Below are 21361 nucleotides of genomic sequence, written 5' to 3'. Positions count from 1 at the left end.
ACACCAATGTTAAGCCTTTGTTTTATATAAATAATTATTTTAATTTTTTATTTTTGACTTAAATAAGCCAGTATCATGCTTGATAATTCTCGCTTAAGTTGTTGTTCTGAGATAAGAAAATTGTTTTGGCTTACATAACGCATCATCGTAAAAAGCGTACTATTAATAATTACAAAGGATTTATACTTTACCTGTTCGAAGTCCCACTGATGAGGATTTCTACTGAATGTATATAGCCCTACTTCAAAAAAATGCTTTTCTAAAATCTGAGCAGCTTGCGAATGACTATAGTCATGCCAGTGTTTCAGCACTTCTATAAAAAATCCATGATCGGCTTTTAATGCATTAAATCCCAACTCTATTGCTAAGGGAATGAGCAGCTCTAAAGGAATATTTCCTTGTCGCACAACTAATTCTTTAAGTTGTTGCCCCAGCAATTCGCTTTTACGGCGCAATAGTTCTTCTATGATTTGATCTTTATTCTCAAAGTATTGGTAAATCGACCCAACACTTACTCCAGATTTCTCTGCAATTTTAGGTGTCGTCGTATGTAGTAATCCATACTGGGCGATACACTGCTGTGTCGCCTCTAAAATATGGTCAACAATAATTTTTGAACGCTGTTGCTGTGGGACTTTTCTCATCGTTTTTTATTCGTTAAATGCGAATTGAATGCGAATAATTATTCATATTAGCCTATTTATTATTCAGTTCAATAAGTAAGTAACGATATGCAAATGATTAGCCCGACTCGACTTGCTTCTTTTAATGACATGCAAGACAGTAATTTCTTTACTCAGTTTTTAAATATCTGTTGTGAAAAACCAGTACAACCAAGCTATACGGAATATGTGTCTTTACAACATGCCCTTTATGAAGGGGATATTGAAATGGACAAGGTGATTGATTGGATTATGCAAAATCCCAAAGATCACCGAATAATTTTTGAGAAGATATTATTTCAAGGCCGTGATGAACTCTCTGAGCCTATACCTACTGAGTTAGAGAATTTCTTTAATTACATTGAACAAAAGCCTGAATGGTTAGATCAGCGCCAAATCGATGAGGCTGTTAAATTTACCCATCGTTTAGGAATAAATAATGGTTTTATTCTTAGAGATTTATCCTTAATGGCGGGATATTTATATCCAGGATTTAATCAACCCCTAATTTTAACGGGTGCATTAAAAAAAGAAGCGGGAACACGTTTAGCAGAAACCACAAAATGGTGGGTGGATATTACTGAACCCCAAGGGCTTTCTCGTTTGAGTGCAGGTTTTACGTCAACGATTTATGTTCGCTTTATTCATGCACTCGTTCGCCGGCAATTAAAAAAGTCTGACCGTTGGGATAGTGAGGTTTGGGGAATTCCTCTTAATCAATTTGATTTAGCAATGACTAATTTGGCTTTTAGCAGTGTCGTTTTACTCGGTATTAGAGCTTTAGGTATATGGCCAACAAAACAAGAGGCAAAGAGTTTTTTACATTTCTGGCGTTATGTTGGTTGGTTAATGGGTATTGATGAAAAATGGCTTATTCAGTCTGAACCTGAGGGTTGGAGGTTACTTTACTGGATGCAGTTTGCTCATCCCCGCTCCGATCACAGCAGTATTGAATTAGGATTGAGCTTGTCGAAAGAACCTTTTGAGAGAAAATATCTGCATTTACGCTCTTTACAGCAGAAACTTGCTTATCGACAACATTTAGAACTTACCCAATTTTTTATTGGTAAGAAAAGAATGAAACTACTCGGATTGCCTCAGCAATCTGCCTCATGGTTTGCTTATTATTTAATTGTGCGTAATTTACTACTTTATAATGGCGCAAAGCTTTCACCAAAAGTTGAAAAGTTTTTATCTAAATCAGGCCGTAATATACAAAAACTTGGCTTAACGCTTTATCAGAATCAAGGTAAGGCAAAAACCTTAGCAAGTATGCATCAATAATTCTGGAATCTAAAAAAGCAAAAAATGGAAGCCCGTTATCCAGACTTCCATTTTCAACTATTAAGAACCTTATTGAGCTGATGAACTATGCATTTCAGCGTGATTCATTTGCTCATGTGACTCCATCATCTGCTTCTTTTTTTGACTTGGCATGTAGTCAGGCTCATTGTTGATGGCCAAGTAAAAAATAATCATAAACAATACACTCAAGATAGAAGCCACAATAAGTAACTTCCATCCCCACCAAGACTGTTCAGGCGATAATTTATTAGTCATTTCATTTCTCTCATTAAATTAATAATTTCAGTTCTTTAATTCGCTAAAGCTTATTAAAACTTCATACTCATACGAACCCAGTAATTTCTTCCGATATTGTTAAACTGCTCTTCGCTCGCAAATCCAAAGCCTGCACTACCCGCTTTATTTAAGTGTTCGGTATAGGTCTTATCTAATACATTATCAATGCCAACAGAGACATCAATATCTTTACGAAGGTTATAACTTCCGTTTAAAGAAAGTGTTGAAAAACCTTTACTTGGTTTTAGGTCATATCCCACGATATTACCTTGATGTAGACTCACACGTTTTTGCTCAGCAACAGCTCGCCATAACAGACCTAAGTTATATTTGTCAGCCACATAGCGAATATTTAAACGACCTTCTAAAGGTGAAATTTGAGGTAGAGGTTTGTCATCTGTGGTGTTTTTGCCCCACGCATACATCGCACTCAAATCTGCCTGAATACGGTCAGTGAATTGGTACCCAATACCCGCTTCTGCACCAGCGATGGTTGCATCGACATTTTTGGCTCCCGCAGTAATATCATGGCTCATATCATGTCCATCCATTCCCATACTTGGGTGATGGTGGTAACTCATTAATATGTAGTCATCTACTAAACCTGCATAGGCAGAAGCCCATGTGTTTAAAGCACCATGTTGTTGCTGAAAACCCAGGTCCAACTGTAGTGTTTTCTCAGGATTCACACCGTTAAAAGTATTGGTTGAACCCGCATTACCATGTTTAGGCGAGAAAAGTTCCCAATAATCAGGCATACGCTCTACATAACCTAAACCAATATAACTTTTTAGGTCATGCTCAGGATGTTGATTTTCCCAGCGAACAAATGCGCTTGGCAAAGTCTTTTCAAGCTTCGTGTTAAAGCCTTTTGCTTGAGAATCAGTACGTTCATCTTCAACTGTGACTCGATCTAAACGTGCACCTGTAACCAGCTTATTTTGATCGTTCCATTGATAACCAAGTTCACCAAAAGCGCCGTATGATTGAAAACGCATATCTTGACGATATGGAACATTCATAGAAGGCATTGTTGGCGATGACATGCTGCCACCATGTTTATTAAATTGAGAGTCAACGCCTGTGGTCAAACTCCATTTGTTCCATTCAGAAGTCATTGCCAAACGTGAGTTTAATGTACGGCGTGTCACTTGCATGGCCATTGCATTTGGCATCAGCATGGTCATACCACCATGATTCATTTCAACTAATGGTGGTGTACGCAAGCTAAAGTTATCCATAATATGGTCGTTATAGCTATAGTTCACTTGCCCTTCAATTTTCTTGATCACATCAGTGATATTTTTCTTTTCAAAACGAAGCCCTAAACTTTCACGCGCAAACTGAGAACCATCCATTGAACGTCCAGCATAAAGCGATTCACCATCAGATTTCCCACCCGTGATTTCGACCCACGTGTTTTCATCTGGAGTAAAGCCAAGCGCTACATCAGCATTCCACTTTTTCCATGCTGATGGCACGGTATTGCCATCACCATCTTGATAACTATTCGATTCTGAACGGTTGGCATTTAAACGGATATATTTTTTCTCATCGCCAATGGCCGCTTCAACATTATGGTCAATACGCCCATATGAACCTAGCAAGACACTCGCTTGACCGCGATAAGGTTTTTCAGAAGTAAGCTTTTCAGGCTGACGTTCAAATAGAACTGTTGCAGCTGAACCAGTATTGGCATATTGAACCGTTTGTGGTCCCTTAATCACAGAAATCCGGTCATAACTTTCTGGTGAAATATAAGAAGTTGGAGCATCCATTCGGTTTGGGCAGGCGCCCAAGTTCTCTGTGCCATCCGTTAGAATTTTAATACGTGAACCAAACATACCTCGGAATGTCACATCACCATTTGTTCCACCGCTTTGAATTGAATTAAAACCCATAATACTTTGCAGATAGTCTGCGCCATCTGTGGCAGGGACTGGCTGAATCGGTTGCTTTGGATCTGCGTGTACGATCAAACCGTTTGCATCATTGCCTTGCTGTGCTGTAACAACAATAGGTGCTAATGAATGAAGTGTGTTGGTTTCGGCATCATTTTTTTCTGATTCGGCAAACACTAGACCCGAATGAGAGACAGCAAGCATCGCAACCCATAAAGGTTGTAGTAAAAATTTAGAATGTGGCATTTTTTATACGCTCTAAAACATAAATAAAGTGATATCGAAGTCAGTTAAGACCCCAACAAAAATTGCTTTTATTTATGCAAATAGAGGCGGCGCACGTCCTTGCGGGAGTAGGAAAAGTCGCTGTAGCGCAAAGTAAACATGCCGGAAAGCTTGTTGATACGCGACTAAGCGAACTTGTATACGAACAAGCACCTCTTTTACGCCAAATTCAGGTGGTAAAACCAGATTGGCATAAACGGTACAATATTGACACTGATGGTTCGCATCATGGTGATCATGATGGTCAGGTACTTGTGCCTGTTCGATATGATGCTGGTGATGTGAATGGTGCATGGCATGTGACATGGCTTCCGACTGTGCTTTAGGTTTAAGCAAAGCACGGGTAATAGTTTCACAGACCGGAGCAATTTGATATTGCTTCGGTAATAGCGGCTGTAGAAATACCGCAATCTGTAAAAATACTGCTGCACAGGCAAGCAGCAAACCACTACGAAAAACCAAAAATCACATCCACACTATATTGGTGTTTGAAAAATATTAACGTTTTACCGCAACTTTTTCACGTTCGCGTTGGCGAACAATTTTTTCGACTTTTTCACGCGCACGCTGACGCTTAAGTGGCGACAAATAATCCACAAACAATTTGCCATTTAAGTGATCCATTTCATGTTGGATACAAACAGCGAGAAGTCCGTCAGCTTCTATCTCAAATGCTTGACCTTCAAGGTTAATTGCCTCAATTTTCACGCGTGACGGGCGATCAACTTTGTCGTATATTTGTGGCACTGATAGACAGCCTTCTTCGTACGGCTGCGTCTCTTCAGTCAGCGGAGTTACTTTGGGGTTAATGAAAACCATAGGTTCATCTTTAGATTCAGACAAATCCATGACGATAAGCTGAATATGACGATCGACCTGAGAAGCTGCTAAACCGATACCTGGTGCCGCATACATGGTTTCAAACATATCTGCTGCAAGTTGACGAATTTCATCAGTAACTTCTTCAACGGGCTTAGCAATGGTACGAAGACGGGGATCAGGAAAACTTAAAATAGGTAATAAGGCCATACTGTCGTCCTCACTTATGCCATTGATTGAAAAACCAAATGAAGGAAATACTTCATCGAAAAATTGTGTGTAAGCCGCCCATTATAACGCAACTGCACACATAATTTTTAGGAATTATCATAATGAAAAAGGTTTTTGACGGCATGGTTAATTTTCATGCCTTGGGGATAAAGAAGCATTTACTTGCTTTGGCGCTCTGTACAGGTGTCACAATCGGTACGATAGCAGAGGTTCATGCAACCAGTCCGAACCATAATCCACCCTCACTTAAAAGTAATGCACCCAATGTATATGTTGTAAAACGTGGGGATACTTTATGGGATATTTCAGGACATTTTCTAAATAAACCATGGCGTTGGCCTGAAATCTGGGCGAGCAACCAACATGTTAAAAATCCACACTGGATCTATCCGGGTGACCGATTACTATTATGTAACCTAGATGGGCGTCCTTTAGTCGGTAAAGATGAGGGCGATGGTTGTGTCGGTATTATTCGCCGCTATACAGGTCAAACCACAAACCTACAACCACAAGTTCGCGTCGAAGCATTAAATAATAGCGTTCCGGTTATTCCACTTGAACATATTAAACAGTGGTTAGAGAACAGTACTATTTTACCAGCCGACTCAATTACCAACACACCTTATATTGTTGGTACAGCCGATCAACGTGTTCTTGCAGGAAAAGGCCAGACTATTTATGCACGAGGACAAGGCTTAATTAATGGGCAGCGTTATGCAGTCTACCGAGAAGGTGAACCTTACTATTTCACAGACAATAAAGGTAAAAAGCATAGTTTAGGGATTGAGTTACTACAGGTTGCTTCAGGTGTTGCGGTATCTTCTGAAAAAGATATTACTACATTAGAACTAACAGATAGTTATAACGCTGAAGTTCGTCGTGGTGATCGTGTTATGCCTGAAGAGCAAGCTACTTTGCCAACATTATTTTACCCAGTAGATGCGAAGCAAGTGACGGATAGTGGCAAGATTATTCGTGTCATGGGTTCAATTGGTAGAGCTGCAAAAAATAGTGTAGTGACTTTGGACCGCGGTACAACCCAAGGCGTTCAAGTAGGCCAAGTTTTTGATATTACCCAACAAGGTGAATCAATTCGCGACCCTAAAACCAAAGAAGTAATTCAACTTCCTGGCCAACAAATTGGCAGTCTAATGGTTTTTAGAACTTTTGATCAGCTAAGTTATGCTTATGTTTTAGAGAGCGATTTACCAATTAAGGTTGGTTCAAGCATTCAGCCACCTCAATTTAATGATTAATGCTGGATGTACCTTTTACAATGCTCACTCAACTTTCTTCACACCACTACCACACACTTAAAGTGTGGTATTTGGTGCAGCACTCTTTAGTCAGCTTTAAAAAAATTATTGATTATTTTGGAAATTGTGAAAAAGCCACTCAACCTGATGGTTTAGCAAAGTGGTCCTCTCTGGGGCTACATGCTAATCACTTAAAGCGTGTAAACGAATTTCAAACGCCCCAAGGTCAAGCGCAGTTTGAACAACTTGTACAACAAGTTCGTCAGCATACGGATTTTATTTTAACGCCGGATGACTCTGGCTATCCCACTCAATTACTTCCTTATACAGATCACCCACCTATTATTTTTGGGAAAGGTCAAGCGCAAGCTTTATTGCAACCTCAAATTGCGATTGTCGGTAGCCGAAAGCCAAGCCCACATGGACGACAGGTCGCTTATGATTTTGCTTACTACTTAAGTGAAAAGGGCTTTTTCATTAGTAGTGGTCTGGCTTATGGCATTGATGAAGCCGCTCATCAAGGTGCATCTACTCATCAACGTACCATTGCAGTGACGGGTACGGGCTTAGACACTACTTATCCAGCTCAAAATAAAAAACTTGCAGAACATATTTTGGCTCAAAACGGCGCCATTATTACTGAGTTTTTACCGGGTACACCGCCATTACAACAGCATTTTCCACGTAGAAACCGAATTGTCAGCGGTTTGAGTTTAGGCGTTTTGGTGGTAGAAGCGACATTAAAAAGTGGCTCACTCATCACGGCCAATAAAGCTGCTGAACAAGGTAAAACCGTATTCGCGATTCCGGGCCATATTTATAGCGAGTTTCATCAAGGATGCCATCAACTTATCCGTGAAGGTGCAATTTTAATCGACCATCCTGAACAGATTATTGAGGATCTTGCTTTACCAACCCAATGGCAAAGTCAGCAACAAAATCAAACTGAAGAAGCTAATACGAATACTCCAGAAATTCCTGAGCATTTGATTGACCTTTATCAGTCTTTAGACTGGGTGGGACAAAATATTGACCAACTTGTAGTTCACCATAATATTCCAGTTTCTGAACTGACCTCTTCACTAATGGAACTAGAACTACTCGGTTTATGTATGCAACAATCAGGGCTGTATTTACGTTGTCGTTCTTAGTATTAGAGCGCACAATAGCGATTCTGTTTGATTGAAAGGAAAGTATTACCATGATTACGACCTCAGTGACCGAAGCAGCCGAATGTTTACAACAAGGTCAAGTTTTGGCATATCCAACTGAGGCAGTCTGGGGACTAGGCTGTGATCCATTTAATGAACAAGCTTTTCAAAAAATTCTTGAATTGAAACAGCGTCCTATTGAAAAGGGCGTCATTTTATTGGCTGGCCATATTAGTCAAGTAGAACATCTACTAACTTCCTTACCGCAAACTACTCAGCAAGAAATTATTGATTGCTGGACAAACCATCAACCATCAGAAAGAGCCACAACTTGGCTATTACCTGCTGATCAACACATCCCCTCATGGATTAAAGGCGAGCATCCTCTTGTTGCAGTACGTGTAACGACACATCCTTTATGTGTCGCTTTATGCAATGCTTTTCATGGTTTTATTGTATCGACGAGTGCCAACCCTAGTGGACAAGAACCTGCACATTCTTTACAAGATGCCTGCCAATACTTTGGTTCACAATTAAACTATCTCAATGGTGATTTAGGCCAAAGCCAACAGCCAAGCCGCATCATTAACGCCTTAACTGGTGAAGTGATACGTCCTTAATTCCAGACAAAAAAAAGCTCAGTTATATAGGGATAACTGAGCATAAAAAAGGATGGGTATATACCACATCCAGAGGGTTTGGATATCTCTGGAACGAAAGAAAAATTGCTTAAAAGAGCATCTTTCGTAGTGGTCGCTATTATGTGGCAAGAGACTTAATGTGAGAAATATATTATTTCTCTAAAAAAAGCATGAAAAGTGTAGGGAATTTGGCGTTTTTAGCAGTTGAATTAAAATTATATTAATATTTTTATTGGCCTTTTTTAATATTTATGTTACACAATCTTTTCATAAATATATTTATAAATCATATAGAAAAGCTTAGATTGATAAAAAACTGGCATATTTTCATCACTTTTTTTAAAAATATGCCATAGTTTTTTTATGATTCTTAATTTTGCTCTGGCAAAAGATCTGATTTTTTAGAATTAACCTTCTTTTGTGCCATGATAATGCCCACCAGAATCATAATTCCGCCGAAGGTGTGATATATGGTCCATTGTTCAGATAACCAGATACTTGCAATAATGGCGGTGAACACTGGCACAAGATTCATAAAGATACTGGTTCTATTTGGCCCAAGTTGTTGTACGGCTAACATCCAAACTAGCGGCGCAATGAGTGAAGCAAATACACCGGCATAAATTGCACTTGGCGCATTTTGTGCATTTAAGGCATCCAGACCAAACCAGAAAATTAAAGGAAGATGGAACAGCACGGAAAACCCAATCTGAACGTATAAGCTTGTCATAATTGGAAGTGGGAGCTGCCATTTCTTTAAGAAAACTCCATAAAATGCATAGAAGAATACGGCAATAATCATCAATGCATCGCCAAGGTGCCCGCCACCACTTAAAAGCTTATTAATATTTCCTTGGGACATAACGTATAGCAGACCAGCAAAAGACAAAATACTGCCAAAAACTGCAAAGCGATTAGGCACATCTTTTAAAATGGCAAGCGAAACAAAGATCGTAAAGATGGGAATAAATGCATTCACAATCCCCATATTGGTTGCACTAGTATAATGGGCAGCCGTATAAGCCAAGCCTTGATAAAGCACCATCCCAAATGCACTTAACACAGCAAGCTTAGGTAAATAGGGTATTACTAGTCGTCTTTGTCTCCAAACAGACAAAAACATAAATGGAGTCAAAATAATAAAAGCGATTAACCACCGATAAAAGCTGATACTTACCGGAGAAATATAGTCCGAGACATAGCGGGTGACTACAATATTTAAAGACCAAATCAGTACTGCCAGAATGGGAAAAATAAATGCCCATTTGTGATATTTCATGACCTGACTCATAGTAATACACCAACTACAAAAGAGACTTTATTTTGAAGAATGTCTTAATAAATTGAAATATCGTATTTCCGACATTGATATTGAACTTAAGACATCATTTATTTTTTAAAATAATGTCCAAGCTTTCATGGCATGTTCTACCACTTTATGTAATTGTTCGGTACTTGCACCATCTCTGGCCTGAATGGTAAGCCCCTGAATAACAGTCGCATAAAAATCAGTCATTTCTTGTAGAGGGGCATTAGTAGGCAAATCGCCCTGCTCTACACCTTGTTCGAGACGTTTTAATAATTTTTCTTTGGTCTTTATTCGCTTATCTAAAAGATTTTGCTGTACCTCTTGTGTGGCATCAGAACAGTTCATAGCAGCAACTACCAACATACAACCTGCTGGCTTATTAGGTTGAACCAATCGTTTTACATTGTCATAAAGATATAACTCAAAAGCAATTTTTGCAGTTTTTGCTTCTAAAAATATCGTTTCAATAGGACATGCTTCATGAGCGAGATAGTAGTCAATACTTTTGTAAAACAAACCTGCCTTATCGCCAAAAGCACTGTATAGGCTCGGCGCTGTAATTTCTAAAGCATGTGTTAAGTCACTAATAGAGGTGGCTTCATAGCCATGTTCCCAAAAAAGTAACATAGCTTTCTCTAACACTTGCTGCTCATCAAAGCATTTAGGGCGTCCACGCTTCTTTTTTAACGTGTCCTCATTAACAAGATCTGTTTCATGCCTATTTGTCATAAAGATCACATCTATTTTTATAACAATCGTTATTAAATTAATTGACGTTCAATTTTTTATCAACTATTTTATTTTCATAATGATCGTTAGTTAATTATAAATTTGCCTTTCTTCACTTCGAATTTAGCAAAGTAAGGATTTCTTTATGGACCAATCTACTACCTCTAAAGCACGACCCATGACTTCCACACAAGGGAGCTGGTTTGCTATTTTGGCTGTTGCCATCGCAGCCTTTGCCTTGGTAACGAGTGAATTTTTACCTGTTGGTGTCTTAAATAGCGTTGCAGCCGATTTACACATTTCTGTAGGTACAGCAGGTCTTATTATTACAGTACCCAGCATTATGGCAGCGATTGCAGCCCCTCTATTACCCGTTTCAGTAAAGCAACTCGACCGTCGTTATGTGCTTATTTTACTGACTGCTATTATGGTGATTGCCAATACCATTACGGCTTTTGCAGAAAACTTTCATGTTTTATTATTGAGCCGTTTGATTTTAGGGATTTCAATTGGTGGCTTCTGGGCAACAGCAATTGCCTTAAGCGGTAAGCTCGCACCTGCAAATTTACCTATTGCCAAAGCAACTGCTGTAGTAATGGCTGGTGTAACTTTCGCCACTGTACTAGGTGTACCGATTGGAACATGGTTAAGTGAGTTTTATGGGTGGCGCAGTGCCTTTGGAATTACAGCTGCTATCGGTCTTGTTGTATTAGTGCTTCAGCTTATTTTCTTACCAAAACTTTTACCAGAGTCAGCAATACATATTCGCGATTTACCTGCATTATTACGCACACCTAAAGCACGTAGCGGCATGCTTATTGTTTTATTAATTGGGCTTGCTCACTTCTGTGCATATAGTTATTTAGCCCCTTTCTTTAAAAATGTAGCCGGGTTTAATGGCACAACTATTAGCTCATTATTATTGCTTTACGGAATAGCCGGTATTTTTGGCAATGCATTTGCAGGGTACAGTGGTAATTTAAATGTTCGGTATACCTTAGCTTTCGTTGGAACATGTTTTGCCATTGTATTCTTTGGCTTCCCAATCTTTGCTATCCATGAGTTTGGTGCCATTGTCCTTACAGCATTATGGGGCTTCGCATTTGGCGCATTCCCTACCTCTGCCAATATTTGGATGTTTGTACACGCACCTCATGCTGTAGAAAAAGGTATGCCGCTTTTTGTTGGTATGTTCCAAGTCATGATTGCTACAGGATCATTATTAGGTGGTTATGTAGTTGATCATTTCAATGAAAATACTCTAATTTATGGGGTATTAAGCTTCGTTGCCTTAGCTTTAATTAGTACATTTACCTTAGCCAAAGGTTTAAACAATCCCAAAGCAACATGTGAAAATTAGAATATTACTTAGAGTAGACCCATGAAAAATGAGGACCAACAATTTTCTTTATTAGAGAGTATAGAAGTTCATGAATTTCTATACGAGAAAGAAGATATTGTTCGTCCTCATGCTTCACTATGGGGCGATTTCAATTTTAGTTTAAATGGTATTTTAGAAATACAGGTAGAAGAGCAAATATACTTGTCTCCTCCAAGCTATGGGCTTTGGATTCCCCCTCAAACGGTTCATCAATCTACCCATATCGATCATGAAATTCATTATATCTGCATTCGTTTACATCCTCGGCTTTGCTCTATTTTAGGAGATATCTGCCGATGCTTTAGTATTCAGCCCTTCTTTCGAACCTTAGTTTTACAAATATTGGAACAGCAAAAACAAACGGAAAAGCCTGAATATTTAGAACATCTTTTACAGGTTTTATTCGATCAATTACAACAAGCACCCGCCTATTCTCATTATTTACCACAAACACGGCATCCTGTTTTACTGCCAATTTTAGAAAAGCTTTCAGACCCATTACTTTTTAATCTCTCTTTACAGCAGCTACTTCAGAACTTTTCTGTCAGTGATCGTCATTTATTACGCTTAAGCCAACAAGAACTACAACTTTCACTATCCGAATGGCGTAATCGAGCCAAAATTGTTTACGCCATTCATCAGATCCGTCAAGGAACACCGATTAAACGCCTAGCATACGATTTAGGATATCAACACAGCTCAAGTTTTATCGAATTTTTTAAAAGATATACAGGCCAAACACCTGTTCAAATCAGAAATAATTAGATAGTAAAACTGCTTTTGTATATCTTTTTATTTTTTGAACACGAATATTATTGCACTACTCAAGAATAGCAGTTAAAACAAATGCGTTACTTGATATCAATTACAATCTTCAGGAAAGACTCATGACTCAATCTGTATATCATATTCCAGTAAAAGCTATTTCAGGCGAAACGGTTGACCTTGACCAATATAAAGGGAAAGTTTTATTAATCGTAAACACAGCGTCTAAATGTGGTTTAACTCCACAATACGAAGGTTTAGAAAAGCTGTATCAAGCAAAGAAAGATCAAGGTCTTGAAATCTTAGGCTTCCCTGCAAACAACTTTAAAGAACAAGAGCCTGGTTCGGATGAAGAAATTCAACAGTTCTGCTCATTAAACTACGATGTTCATTTCCCACTTTTCTCTAAAATCTCTGTAGCTGGCGAAGATAAACATCCACTTTATCAAGTGCTAACAACAGCTCAACCAGAACGTATTGGAGAAGGTCCTTTCCGTGAGCGCTTAGAAGGTTTAGGTATTCCTACTAACCCTGCCCCTGAAGTGTTATGGAACTTCGAGAAATTCCTAATAAATAAAAACGGTGAAGTTGTTGCGCGTTTTGCTCCTAACTTAACGGCAGACGATGAACAAATTGTAAAAGCAGTTGAAGCGGAATTAGCTAAATAATTTTTGCATCAAACTAATAAAAGGAGTGCTATAGCACTCCTTTTTTATTGTCTACTCAAAATGTTGTTCATTTGCAACAATACCTTATTTCTACATATTTTATGCATATAGTACCTACTTGCTTCAGTTGGTATTGTTTGTAGTTATGAAAAAAGTTTTACAAGGTGCATTTTTCCCATTTGTGATTTTTGCTTCAGGTATGTTGTTACTTGGATGTGATCAGGCACAAGACCATGCAAAGGAACAAGAATCCGTTCAGACTAACGATCAAATATCAGAACAAGCTGATGACTCTCAACAAGAAATCACAGCTACACAAAATAAAACTGAATTAAAAAATGGTAATGTTTTTTATATCGTTCGTGATGCCGCTAACTTACAGTTAAAGGCTGGCGACTATATCGAAAAGCTCAAGGACACTCAACTTGACGTTGAACAAGCCATTCAAGATAAAGATCAGCATGAGCTAAAAACAACTGTGACGACTTTGAAAGCACAGTTAGAAGGTTTAAACCAAGCTTTACTTGGTTTAGATATCAGAAGTCAGGAAGTTGAAAATATCCGTCAAAGCCTACTACAGGCAAACCAGCAAGCTTTAAGCATGCCTTTATTAAATGGGAAATTAGAGCAAATTAATTTCGACCAAATTGAAAAGCAACTTAATACCATCCAAATGGATATGGTCAAGCTCGCTGCTATGATTATGGCAGGAGATGAAAAATCAGATTCAAAAGCTGATTCTTAATTTTCTTTTTAGCAATAAAAAAAGCCACCGAAAGGTGGCTTTTTCAATCTCGAACCGCGTCTTATTGAGCGCGGTTTTTGATTTTACGGATAGTTTCAAGCTGTGCAGCGGTTTCTGCCAAGGCAGCCAACGCAGCAGCTGAGTCCAAATCACTCTTTTGGTTTGCAAGCAATTGTTCAGCATTTTTACGTGCTTCTAAAATTGCAGCTTCATCCAAATTGTCAGCACGGATTGCAGTATCTGCAAGAACCGTCACAACATGAGGTTGAACTTCTAAAACACCGCCAGATACATAGACGATTTCTTCTGTACCATTTTCCAACAGAACACGAATCGGGCCCGGTTGAAGCAAGGTTACAAGTGGAGCGTGACCAGGCAAAATACCAAGTTCACCACCTGCACCTTTCGCGATTAACATCGTCACTGCGCCAGAGTAAATTGACTCTTTAACACTTACGACATCACATTGCATAGTCGCCATGAGATGATCTCCTTAAATTAGAGTTTCTCAGCTTTAGCAATCACTTCGTCAATACCACCAACCATATAGAACGCTTGTTCTGGGATGTGATCGTATTCACCAGCTAATAGACCTTTAAAGCCACGAATCGTTTCTTTAAGTGGTACTAATTTACCAGGAGCACCAGTAAATACTTCAGCTACGTGGAATGGTTGAGAGAAGAAACGTTGGATTTTACGCGCACGGTAAACAACCAATTTATCTTCTTCTGCCAATTCATCCATACCCAAGATTGCGATGATGTCTTTAAGCTCTTTATAGCGTTGCAATACGTTTTGTACTGCGCGCGCAATTTCATAGTGCTCTTGACCAACAACTAATGGGTCTAACTGACGTGAAGTTGAGTCAAGTGGATCGATCGCTGGATAGATACCAGAAGATGCGATGTCACGGCTCAATACTACTGTTGCGTCTAAGTGAGCAAATGTAGTTGCAGGCGATGGGTCTGTTAAGTCATCGGCAGGTACATATACTGCTTGGATCGAAGTGATCGAACCAGATTTAGTAGATGTAATACGCTCTTGAAGAACACCCATTTCTTCTGCAAGTGTAGGTTGGTAACCTACCGCAGATGGCATACGACCTAACAATGCTGATACTTCAGTACCTGCAAGTGTATAACGGTAGATGTTGTCGACGAATAATAATACGTCACGACCTTTACCGTTTTCGTCTTTTTCATCACGGAAGTATTCAGCCATAGTCAAACCAGTTAACGCTACGCGTAAACGGTTACCTGGTGGCTCGTTCATCTGACCGTAGACCATTGCTACTTTGTCAAGAACGTTAGAATCTTTCATTTCGTGATAGAAGTCATTACCTTCACGAGTACGCTCACCAACACCAGCAAACACAGATAAACCTGAGTGTGCTTTCGCGATGTTGTTGATCAATTCCATCATGTTAACGGTTTTACCAACACCAGCACCACCGAATAAACCAACTTTACCACCTTTCGCAAACGGGCAAAGTAAGTCGATGACTTTAATACCAGTTTCTAAAAGGTCAGTAGAAGCTGCTTGTTCAGCATAAGAAGGCGCTTGACGGTGAATCGGCAAACGTTCTTCAGTCGCAACAGGACCTGCTTCATCGATAGGACGACCTAAAACGTCCATGATACGGCCAAGAGTGGCTGTACCAACTGGAACAGAGATCGGTGCGTTTGTGCTAGTTACAGTAAGACCACGTTTAAGACCTTCTGTAGAACCCATTGCGATGGTACGAACAACACCATCACCAAGTTGTTGCTGAACTTCTAAAGTAGTTTCAGTACCGTCAACTTGGAGAGCGTCATAGATCTTTGGAACGCTTGTGCGCTCAAACTCGACGTCGATAACCGCGCCGATGATCTGAATGATACGACCGCTACTCATTGCTGTCTCCTCAATTCAAACTTAATAATGTTAAACGGCAGCGGCACCACCAACGATCTCAGAGATTTCCTGAGTAATCGCGGCTTGACGCAGCTTGTTATAGATGAGTTGTAAGTCTTTGATAAGCTGACCTGCGTTATCTGTCGCTGCTTTCATTGCGACCATACGTGCAGATTGCTCACATGCGACGTTTTCAATCACACCTTGATAAACCATAGACTCGATATAGCGAACTAATAAACCATTTAGCAATTCTTCTGCTTCTGGTTCATAGATGTAATCCCAACCATAAGTACGGTTGAGGTCATCGCCTTCTTCTGCTGGTGCTAAAGGAACAAGTTGCTCAACTTTAGGCTTTTGTGTCATTGCATTGACGAAACCATTTGATACGAGATAGATACGATCTAATTCGCCTTTATCAAATGCATCAAGCATAACTTGCACTGAGCCAGTTAACTGTTCCAAACTAGGGGCATCACCAATTTGAGTGGTTGCACCCAGCACTTTACCGCCGTAATTCTTAAAAAACGAAACCGCTTTTTGACCAATCAAAGCAAATTGAACTTCAATTGACTGCTCTTGTTGTGCTTTGACATGCTGCACAACTTTCTTGAACAAGTTAATGTTCAAACCACCTGCCAAACCGCGATCTGAAGATACAATGATGTAACCAACACGCTTAACTGGGCGGTCCACCATATAACGGTGTTTGTATTCAGGGTTTGCTTGTACCAAGTGAGCAATTACACGGCGCATATTATCGGCATACGGACGGCCCTGAGCCATGCGCTCTTGCGCACGACGCATTTTTGAAGCAGCTACCATTTGCATCGCGCGAGTAATCTTTTGCGTGCTCTTGATACTAGCTACTTTGGCGCGAATTTCTTTTAAATTTGCCATACGCTTAACCTAGTATTCGAAAGCCCTTTCGAGCTTCCGAAGGTTGATCCGTGAACCAAACTTAACTAAAACTGAACTTAGTAAGTTTGAGTCGCTTTAAAGCTTTCAATACCAGCTTTGATTGCTGCTTCGATGTCTTTGTTGTAGTCACCAGTTTCATCGATTTGTTTCATCAACGGAGCATATTCTGAACGGAAGTAAGCAATTAACGCAGCATCAAAGTCTACGATTTTCTTAACTTCTACGTCAGCCATATAGCCTTCGTTAGATGCATAAACAGAAACAGCTTGGTCAGCAATTGAGTAAGGAGCATATTGTTTTTGCTTCATTAACTCAGTTACACGTTGACCATGTTCAAGTTGTTTACGAGTTGCTTCATCAAGGTCAGAAGCAAACTGAGCAAACGCAGCCAATTCACGGTATTGCGCTAAAGCGGTACGGATACCACCAGACAATTTTTTGATGATCTTAGTTTGAGCAGAACCACCAACACGAGATACAGAGATACCCGCGTTCACAGCAGGACGGATACCTGCGTTGAATAATGATGTTTCTAAGAAGATCTGACCGTCAGTAATCGAAATTACGTTTGTTGGTACGAATGCAGATACGTCACCTGCTTGAGTTTCAATAATTGGCAATGCAGTTAAAGAACCAGTTTTACCAGTTACTGCGCCATTAGTGAATTTCTCAACGTATTCAGCAGATACACGTGAAGCACGTTCAAGAAGACGTGAGTGAAGATAGAATACGTCACCTGGATACGCTTCACGACCTGGTGGACGACGTAAAAGCAATGAAATTTGACGGTAAGCAACAGCTTGCTTAGACAAATCATCATAAATGATAAGAGCGTCTTCACCGCGGTCACGGAAGTATTCACCCATTGTACAGCCAGAGTACGGAGCTAAATACTGCATTGCAGCAGGATCAGCAGCCGCAGCAGCGACAACAGTTGTATACGCCATAGCGCCAGTTTCTTCTAGCTTACGTACAACGTTTGCAATTGTTGATTGTTTTTGACCAATCGCAACGTATACACATTTAATGCCAGAGTTTTTCTGAGCGATAATCGCATCGATCGCCATTGCTGTTTTACCAGTTTGACGGTCACCAATAATCAACTCACGCTGACCACGACCCACAGGAATCATGGTATCAACTGATTTATAACCAGTTTGAACAGGTTGGTCTACAGATTGACGCCAAATTACACCTGGTGCTACTTTTTCAACAGCATCAGTTAATTTTGCATCAATTGGGCCTTTACCATCAATTGGGTTACCCAAAGCATCTACGACACGGCCAAGAAGTTCAGGACCAACTGGAACTTCTAAAACACGACCTGTACAACGAGCTTTTTGACCTTCTTGAAGGCTTAGGTAGTTACCTAAAACAACGGCACCCACTGAATCCTGTTCTAGGTTCAGTGCCATACCAAATAAGCCGCCGTCGAATTCGATCATTTCACCGTACATTGCATCAGCAAGACCGTGAATACGCACGATACCGTCGGATACCATAACAATGGTACCTTCGTTTTTAGCGGTCGCGCTGGTGTCCAGATCTCCGATACGCTGTTTAATGAGCGCACTGATCTCGGATGGATTCAGTTGTTGCATTGCGCTATTCCTCAATCTTTTATTAGTTCAGTCTTCATCATTTGCATTATGCAAGAAGACGAGTACGCATTTTTTCAAGCTTGTTAAGCGCAGAATCATCTATCACTTGATCGCCTGCACGAATTACAACACCTGCAATAAGCTCAGGTTTAACTTCAACTGAAACAGTTACTGTGCTGTTAAAACGCTTTTCTAAAGCAGATTTCAACAGTTGCTCTTGTTCAGCAGTTAACGGGAAAGCCGATTCAATCACGACATCCACATTGTTGTTATTCTGTGATTTAAGCTGTTCATATTCTGCTGCAATTTCAGGTAACAACACTAATCGATCGTTATCTGCAAGAAGTGTCAAAAAGTTAGACACTGCTTGAGACTGATCTTCACCTAAAACTTTAGCAAAAAGCTTCACTTGCTCCGCAGGAGTAAGTTCAGGGCGATTTAAATAAGCGGAAAATGCTTCGTCTTGCACCGCAGCACTGAGCACTCGTAACGCATTCGACCAATTGTCTGTTGCACCTTGCTCAGAAGCATAAGCAAATGCTGCTTTGGCATACGGACGTGCCAACGTCAAGAGTTCAGCCATAATTCGCCTCGCTTAAAGTTTAGCAGCCAGCTGAGACAGCATGGCGTTATGAGCTTCTGCATCAACTTGTTGGTTCAGGATCTTTTCTGCACCAGTTACTGCCAAGGCAGCTACTTGTTGACGTAATTCTTCGCGAGCAGAATTGATTTCCTGATCAACAGCTTCTTTAGCCTGTTGACGAATACGCTCACCTTCAGCCGCAGCTTGAGTACGAGCTTCTTCGATCAATTGCGCTGCACGACGGTTCGCTTGTTCGATCAATTGAGCCGCTTGTGCTTTAGCCGCATCAAGCTCTTGCTTTACTTGCGCTTGTGCATCGGCAAGGTCAGCTTTCGCTTTTTCTGCTGCATTTAAGCCATCAGCGATTTTGCGCTGACGCTCACTAATCGCATTGATTAGTGGTGGCCAAACAAACTTCATGCAGAATGCGACAAAAAACGCAAACGCAATCGCTTGACCAATCAATGTGAGGTTGATATTCATTGCAATTCCTCAAATAGTGGATTTAGGAATTAAGCTGATTAACCTACAAATGGATTAGCGAAGATGAAGAACAAGCCAATACCAACACCGATCATAGGCACAGCATCAAGAAGACCCGCGATTAAGAACATACGAGTTTGAAGTTGTGGAGCTAATTCTGGTTGACGAGCAACAGCTTCTAAAAAGCGACCACCCAAAAGACCAAAACCAATCGCAGTACCCAAAGCACCGAAAGCGATCAAGATAGCAGATGCAATTGCAACTAGACCTAAAGTGAGTTCCATGAAAAATTCCTCAGAGGTTAGGTTATTACCAAATTAAATTAAAAAAATTCAGCCCAACCATCGTTTGACAGTTAGGCAATACCATTAATGTTTTTCGCTTGCCATGCTCAAGTAAACGATGGTAAGCATCATAAAGATGAATGCCTGCAACGTGATTACAAGAATGTGGAAGATCGCCCAAGGCACAGATAACGCCCATTGAATCCAGAACGGCAATAATGCGATCAGGATAAAGATCAACTCACCGGCATACATGTTACCGAATAGTCGGAGAGCCAATGAAATAGGACGAGCAAGGAATGTTACCAATTCCAAAATCAAGTTCACTGGAATAAGCAACGCTTTTGCAACTGGATTACTTGGGTTAAATGGGTTAAGTGCCAACTCGCCTACGAAACCGCCAACACCCTTTTCGCGGATGCTGTAGAACAAGATAAGTACAAACACAGATAAAGACATACCAAGGGTAATGTTTGGATCTGTAGATGGAACGATCTTGAAGTAAACGTGGTGAGGGTCCATACCAAATACGTTAGCACCCACAAATGCAGCAACTTGAGGAATCCAGTCAACTGGGATCAAGTCCATTAAGTTCATGAGGAAAATCCACACGAAAATAGTGAGTGCAAGTGGAGCGATTAAACGTGATTTGCCATGAAAAGTATCACGGACACTTGAGTCAACAAACTCAATGATCATTTCAATTGCAGATTGGAATTTTGTTGGAACGCCAGCATTTGCAGCTCTCGCAACTATCCAAAATAACAAACAGAAAATCACACCAAGGCCAATTGACCAACCCATTGAATCCAAGTGAATTGCAGTGAACCCCATCGAATGAGCTTCTTCAGCAGTCTCAGCCAATTTCCATGTACCATCTGGCATTTTGCCATAGGTCATATTGGTCAAGTGATGCTTGATATACTCTGTCGAAGTGAGGGCATGTTCTTCAGCAGCCATAAATCACACCTGGTCAATGTCAATTACTAAAAAGAAGGGAAACGAACATCGGCGTACTGTCGATATCTCGCCACCCTCCAAAAAATCTTCAATTCTTCTTGTTTCTATACCCGTTTTTGTAGACGTGACACCCAAAAAGGAGCAACCCACGACATCGCTTGAACGAGAATAAAACCAAACAGCAATGCTAACGGTGATAAAGGTTTAACATTGCTCAAAATCAAAATAAATCCAACGATCATGATTGCAAATTTGCCTAACATGCCCCTATACATGTTAGACAGCACTTGTTTAGATGCTCTCGCACCTGCAGTTCTGAAGGATTGCCACGCAAAATAGCTCGTAGCAAGCCAGCAGACCAATGCACCAAGTGCCGCACTTAATGCTGCTGTCATGTCTTTTATGCTCCACGCCACAAGTGCGGAAACAGGGATCATGCATGCTTGTAAGAAGACCAAAGCTTTTGCTAATCGTCGGTCAATCAAGCGACTAGTTTGGCTCATTTTTATCCA

At 40.2% G+C, this 21361-nt stretch carries 23 protein-coding genes and 1 pseudogene; 8 read left to right on the top strand and 16 right to left on the bottom strand.

What is annotated here, in order from left to right; all coding sequences use genetic code 11:
• Positions 1–73: 73 nt before the first annotated feature.
• Positions 74–644, bottom strand: a pseudogene (locus tag GO593_RS07450) (TetR/AcrR family transcriptional regulator).
• An 87-nt stretch (positions 645–731) separates the two neighbouring features.
• Between GO593_RS07450 and GO593_RS07445 the strand changes: the two are divergent.
• Positions 732–1946, top strand: coding sequence for an oxygenase MpaB family protein (locus GO593_RS07445; protein ID WP_001177956.1), 1215 nt, complete (start codon positions 732–734; stop codon positions 1944–1946).
• 69 nt (positions 1947–2015) lie between these two features.
• Here the strand turns inward: GO593_RS07445 and GO593_RS07440 are convergent, their stop codons facing one another.
• The 4 genes from GO593_RS07440 to def all read right to left on the bottom strand — a co-directional run bounded on the left by GO593_RS07440 (position 2016) and on the right by def (position 5458).
• Positions 2016–2222, bottom strand: coding sequence for a hypothetical protein (locus GO593_RS07440; protein ID WP_000182542.1), 207 nt, complete (start codon positions 2220–2222; stop codon positions 2016–2018).
• 53 nt (positions 2223–2275) lie between these two features.
• Complete coding sequence (locus GO593_RS07435; RefSeq protein ID WP_001120684.1) at positions 2276–4390, bottom strand: TonB-dependent copper receptor; 2115 nt, start codon at positions 4388–4390, stop codon at positions 2276–2278.
• Between the two features lie 72 nt (positions 4391–4462).
• Positions 4463–4891: a DUF2946 family protein gene (locus GO593_RS07430; protein WP_000231976.1), complete on the bottom strand. Its 429-nt coding sequence runs from the start codon at positions 4889–4891 to the stop codon at positions 4463–4465.
• A 36-nt stretch (positions 4892–4927) separates the two neighbouring features.
• Complete coding sequence (def, locus tag GO593_RS07425) at positions 4928–5458, bottom strand: peptide deformylase (RefSeq protein WP_001196539.1); 531 nt, start codon at positions 5456–5458, stop codon at positions 4928–4930.
• A gap of 122 nt (positions 5459–5580) precedes the next feature.
• Here def and GO593_RS07420 point away from each other — a divergent pair, with 122 nt between their 5' ends.
• Genes GO593_RS07420 through GO593_RS07410 form a run of 3 tightly spaced genes read left to right on the top strand, consistent with a single transcriptional unit; the run spans position 5581 to position 8506 of the window.
• On the top strand, positions 5581–6735 hold the full coding sequence (locus tag GO593_RS07420; RefSeq protein WP_000755112.1) for a LysM peptidoglycan-binding domain-containing protein: 1155 nt from the start codon (positions 5581–5583) through the stop codon (positions 6733–6735).
• A 20-nt stretch (positions 6736–6755) separates the two neighbouring features.
• On the top strand, positions 6756–7886 hold the full coding sequence (dprA, locus tag GO593_RS07415; protein WP_001984977.1) for a DNA-processing protein DprA: 1131 nt from the start codon (positions 6756–6758) through the stop codon (positions 7884–7886).
• Positions 7887–7936: 50 nt separating this feature from the next.
• Positions 7937–8506: an L-threonylcarbamoyladenylate synthase gene (locus tag GO593_RS07410; protein ID WP_000633612.1), complete on the top strand. Its 570-nt coding sequence runs from the start codon at positions 7937–7939 to the stop codon at positions 8504–8506.
• Positions 8507–8897: 391 nt separating this feature from the next.
• On the opposite strand, the gene GO593_RS07405 is transcribed toward GO593_RS07410, so the two are convergent.
• Positions 8898–9818, bottom strand: a complete 921-nt coding sequence (locus GO593_RS07405; protein WP_000084546.1) for a DMT family transporter — start codon at positions 9816–9818, stop codon at positions 8898–8900.
• Between the two features lie 105 nt (positions 9819–9923).
• The gene (locus tag GO593_RS07400; RefSeq protein WP_001984979.1) at positions 9924–10574 is read right to left on the bottom strand and encodes a TetR/AcrR family transcriptional regulator; all 651 of its coding nucleotides are present in this window, start codon (positions 10572–10574) and stop codon (positions 9924–9926) included.
• A gap of 136 nt (positions 10575–10710) precedes the next feature.
• Between GO593_RS07400 and GO593_RS07395 the strand changes: the two genes are divergently transcribed.
• The 4 genes from GO593_RS07395 to GO593_RS07380 all read left to right on the top strand — a co-directional run bounded on the left by GO593_RS07395 (position 10711) and on the right by GO593_RS07380 (position 14124).
• Complete coding sequence (locus GO593_RS07395; RefSeq protein WP_000372842.1) at positions 10711–11925, top strand: MFS transporter; 1215 nt, start codon at positions 10711–10713, stop codon at positions 11923–11925.
• A 21-nt stretch (positions 11926–11946) separates the two neighbouring features.
• A complete protein-coding gene (locus GO593_RS07390; RefSeq protein WP_000786954.1) occupies positions 11947–12711 on the top strand; it encodes an AraC family transcriptional regulator in 765 nt (254 codons plus the stop codon).
• Between the two features lie 122 nt (positions 12712–12833).
• On the top strand, positions 12834–13379 hold the full coding sequence (locus tag GO593_RS07385) for a glutathione peroxidase (RefSeq protein WP_000194678.1): 546 nt from the start codon (positions 12834–12836) through the stop codon (positions 13377–13379).
• Positions 13380–13524: 145 nt separating this feature from the next.
• On the top strand, positions 13525–14124 hold the full coding sequence (locus GO593_RS07380) for a hypothetical protein (protein ID WP_000757143.1): 600 nt from the start codon (positions 13525–13527) through the stop codon (positions 14122–14124).
• A 61-nt stretch (positions 14125–14185) separates the two neighbouring features.
• Here GO593_RS07380 and GO593_RS07375 read toward each other — a convergent pair whose 3' ends face one another.
• The 9 genes from GO593_RS07375 to GO593_RS07335 form a co-directional block, all read right to left on the bottom strand.
• Positions 14186–14605: a F0F1 ATP synthase subunit epsilon gene (locus tag GO593_RS07375; protein ID WP_000224542.1), complete on the bottom strand. Its 420-nt coding sequence runs from the start codon at positions 14603–14605 to the stop codon at positions 14186–14188.
• Between the two features lie 17 nt (positions 14606–14622).
• A complete protein-coding gene (atpD, locus tag GO593_RS07370; RefSeq protein WP_000094481.1) occupies positions 14623–16017 on the bottom strand; it encodes a F0F1 ATP synthase subunit beta in 1395 nt (464 codons plus the stop codon).
• A 30-nt stretch (positions 16018–16047) separates the two neighbouring features.
• A complete protein-coding gene (atpG, locus tag GO593_RS07365) occupies positions 16048–16917 on the bottom strand; it encodes a F0F1 ATP synthase subunit gamma (RefSeq protein ID WP_001284971.1) in 870 nt (289 codons plus the stop codon).
• 77 nt (positions 16918–16994) lie between these two features.
• The gene (atpA, locus tag GO593_RS07360) at positions 16995–18539 is read right to left on the bottom strand and encodes a F0F1 ATP synthase subunit alpha (RefSeq protein ID WP_001186635.1); all 1545 of its coding nucleotides are present in this window, start codon (positions 18537–18539) and stop codon (positions 16995–16997) included.
• 46 nt (positions 18540–18585) lie between these two features.
• Positions 18586–19122, bottom strand: coding sequence for a F0F1 ATP synthase subunit delta (locus tag GO593_RS07355; protein ID WP_000818997.1), 537 nt, complete (start codon positions 19120–19122; stop codon positions 18586–18588).
• Between the two features lie 12 nt (positions 19123–19134).
• Positions 19135–19605: a F0F1 ATP synthase subunit B gene (locus tag GO593_RS07350; RefSeq protein ID WP_001024691.1), complete on the bottom strand. Its 471-nt coding sequence runs from the start codon at positions 19603–19605 to the stop codon at positions 19135–19137.
• A gap of 38 nt (positions 19606–19643) precedes the next feature.
• On the bottom strand, positions 19644–19889 hold the full coding sequence (gene atpE, locus GO593_RS07345) for a F0F1 ATP synthase subunit C (protein WP_000424060.1): 246 nt from the start codon (positions 19887–19889) through the stop codon (positions 19644–19646).
• 84 nt (positions 19890–19973) lie between these two features.
• Complete coding sequence (gene atpB, locus GO593_RS07340) at positions 19974–20849, bottom strand: F0F1 ATP synthase subunit A (RefSeq protein WP_000718586.1); 876 nt, start codon at positions 20847–20849, stop codon at positions 19974–19976.
• A 104-nt stretch (positions 20850–20953) separates the two neighbouring features.
• Positions 20954–21352, bottom strand: coding sequence for an ATP synthase subunit I (locus tag GO593_RS07335; RefSeq protein WP_000084237.1), 399 nt, complete (start codon positions 21350–21352; stop codon positions 20954–20956).
• Positions 21353–21361 lie beyond the last annotated feature (9 nt).

Source organism: Acinetobacter baumannii, assembly GCF_009759685.1.
GTDB classification, from domain to species: Bacteria; Pseudomonadota; Gammaproteobacteria; order Pseudomonadales; family Moraxellaceae; genus Acinetobacter; species Acinetobacter baumannii.
The sequence above is the reverse complement of the archived record's forward strand: the minus strand, read 5'-3'. Positions and strand labels throughout refer to the sequence as shown.

Coding starts and splice junctions, on each gene's coding strand:
- GO593_RS07445 (WP_001177956.1), top strand. CDS start 732: ATGCAAATGATTAGCCCGACTCGACTTGCTTCTTTTAATGACATGCAA.
- GO593_RS07440 (WP_000182542.1), bottom strand. CDS start 2,222: ATGACTAATAAATTATCGCCTGAACAGTCTTGGTGGGGATGGAAGTTA.
- GO593_RS07435 (WP_001120684.1), bottom strand. CDS start 4,390: ATGCCACATTCTAAATTTTTACTACAACCTTTATGGGTTGCGATGCTT.
- def (WP_001196539.1), bottom strand. CDS start 5,458: ATGGCCTTATTACCTATTTTAAGTTTTCCTGATCCCCGTCTTCGTACC.
- GO593_RS07420 (WP_000755112.1), top strand. CDS start 5,581: ATGAAAAAGGTTTTTGACGGCATGGTTAATTTTCATGCCTTGGGGATA.
- dprA (WP_001984977.1), top strand. CDS start 6,756: ATGCTCACTCAACTTTCTTCACACCACTACCACACACTTAAAGTGTGG.
- GO593_RS07410 (WP_000633612.1), top strand. CDS start 7,937: ATGATTACGACCTCAGTGACCGAAGCAGCCGAATGTTTACAACAAGGT.
- GO593_RS07405 (WP_000084546.1), bottom strand. CDS start 9,818: ATGAGTCAGGTCATGAAATATCACAAATGGGCATTTATTTTTCCCATT.
- GO593_RS07395 (WP_000372842.1), top strand. CDS start 10,711: ATGGACCAATCTACTACCTCTAAAGCACGACCCATGACTTCCACACAA.
- GO593_RS07390 (WP_000786954.1), top strand. CDS start 11,947: ATGAAAAATGAGGACCAACAATTTTCTTTATTAGAGAGTATAGAAGTT.
- GO593_RS07385 (WP_000194678.1), top strand. CDS start 12,834: ATGACTCAATCTGTATATCATATTCCAGTAAAAGCTATTTCAGGCGAA.
- GO593_RS07380 (WP_000757143.1), top strand. CDS start 13,525: ATGAAAAAAGTTTTACAAGGTGCATTTTTCCCATTTGTGATTTTTGCT.
- GO593_RS07375 (WP_000224542.1), bottom strand. CDS start 14,605: ATGGCGACTATGCAATGTGATGTCGTAAGTGTTAAAGAGTCAATTTAC.
- atpD (WP_000094481.1), bottom strand. CDS start 16,017: ATGAGTAGCGGTCGTATCATTCAGATCATCGGCGCGGTTATCGACGTC.
- atpG (WP_001284971.1), bottom strand. CDS start 16,917: ATGGCAAATTTAAAAGAAATTCGCGCCAAAGTAGCTAGTATCAAGAGC.
- atpA (WP_001186635.1), bottom strand. CDS start 18,539: ATGCAACAACTGAATCCATCCGAGATCAGTGCGCTCATTAAACAGCGT.
- GO593_RS07355 (WP_000818997.1), bottom strand. CDS start 19,122: ATGGCTGAACTCTTGACGTTGGCACGTCCGTATGCCAAAGCAGCATTT.
- GO593_RS07350 (WP_001024691.1), bottom strand. CDS start 19,605: ATGAATATCAACCTCACATTGATTGGTCAAGCGATTGCGTTTGCGTTT.
- atpE (WP_000424060.1), bottom strand. CDS start 19,889: ATGGAACTCACTTTAGGTCTAGTTGCAATTGCATCTGCTATCTTGATC.
- atpB (WP_000718586.1), bottom strand. CDS start 20,849: ATGGCTGCTGAAGAACATGCCCTCACTTCGACAGAGTATATCAAGCAT.
- GO593_RS07335 (WP_000084237.1), bottom strand. CDS start 21,352: ATGAGCCAAACTAGTCGCTTGATTGACCGACGATTAGCAAAAGCTTTG.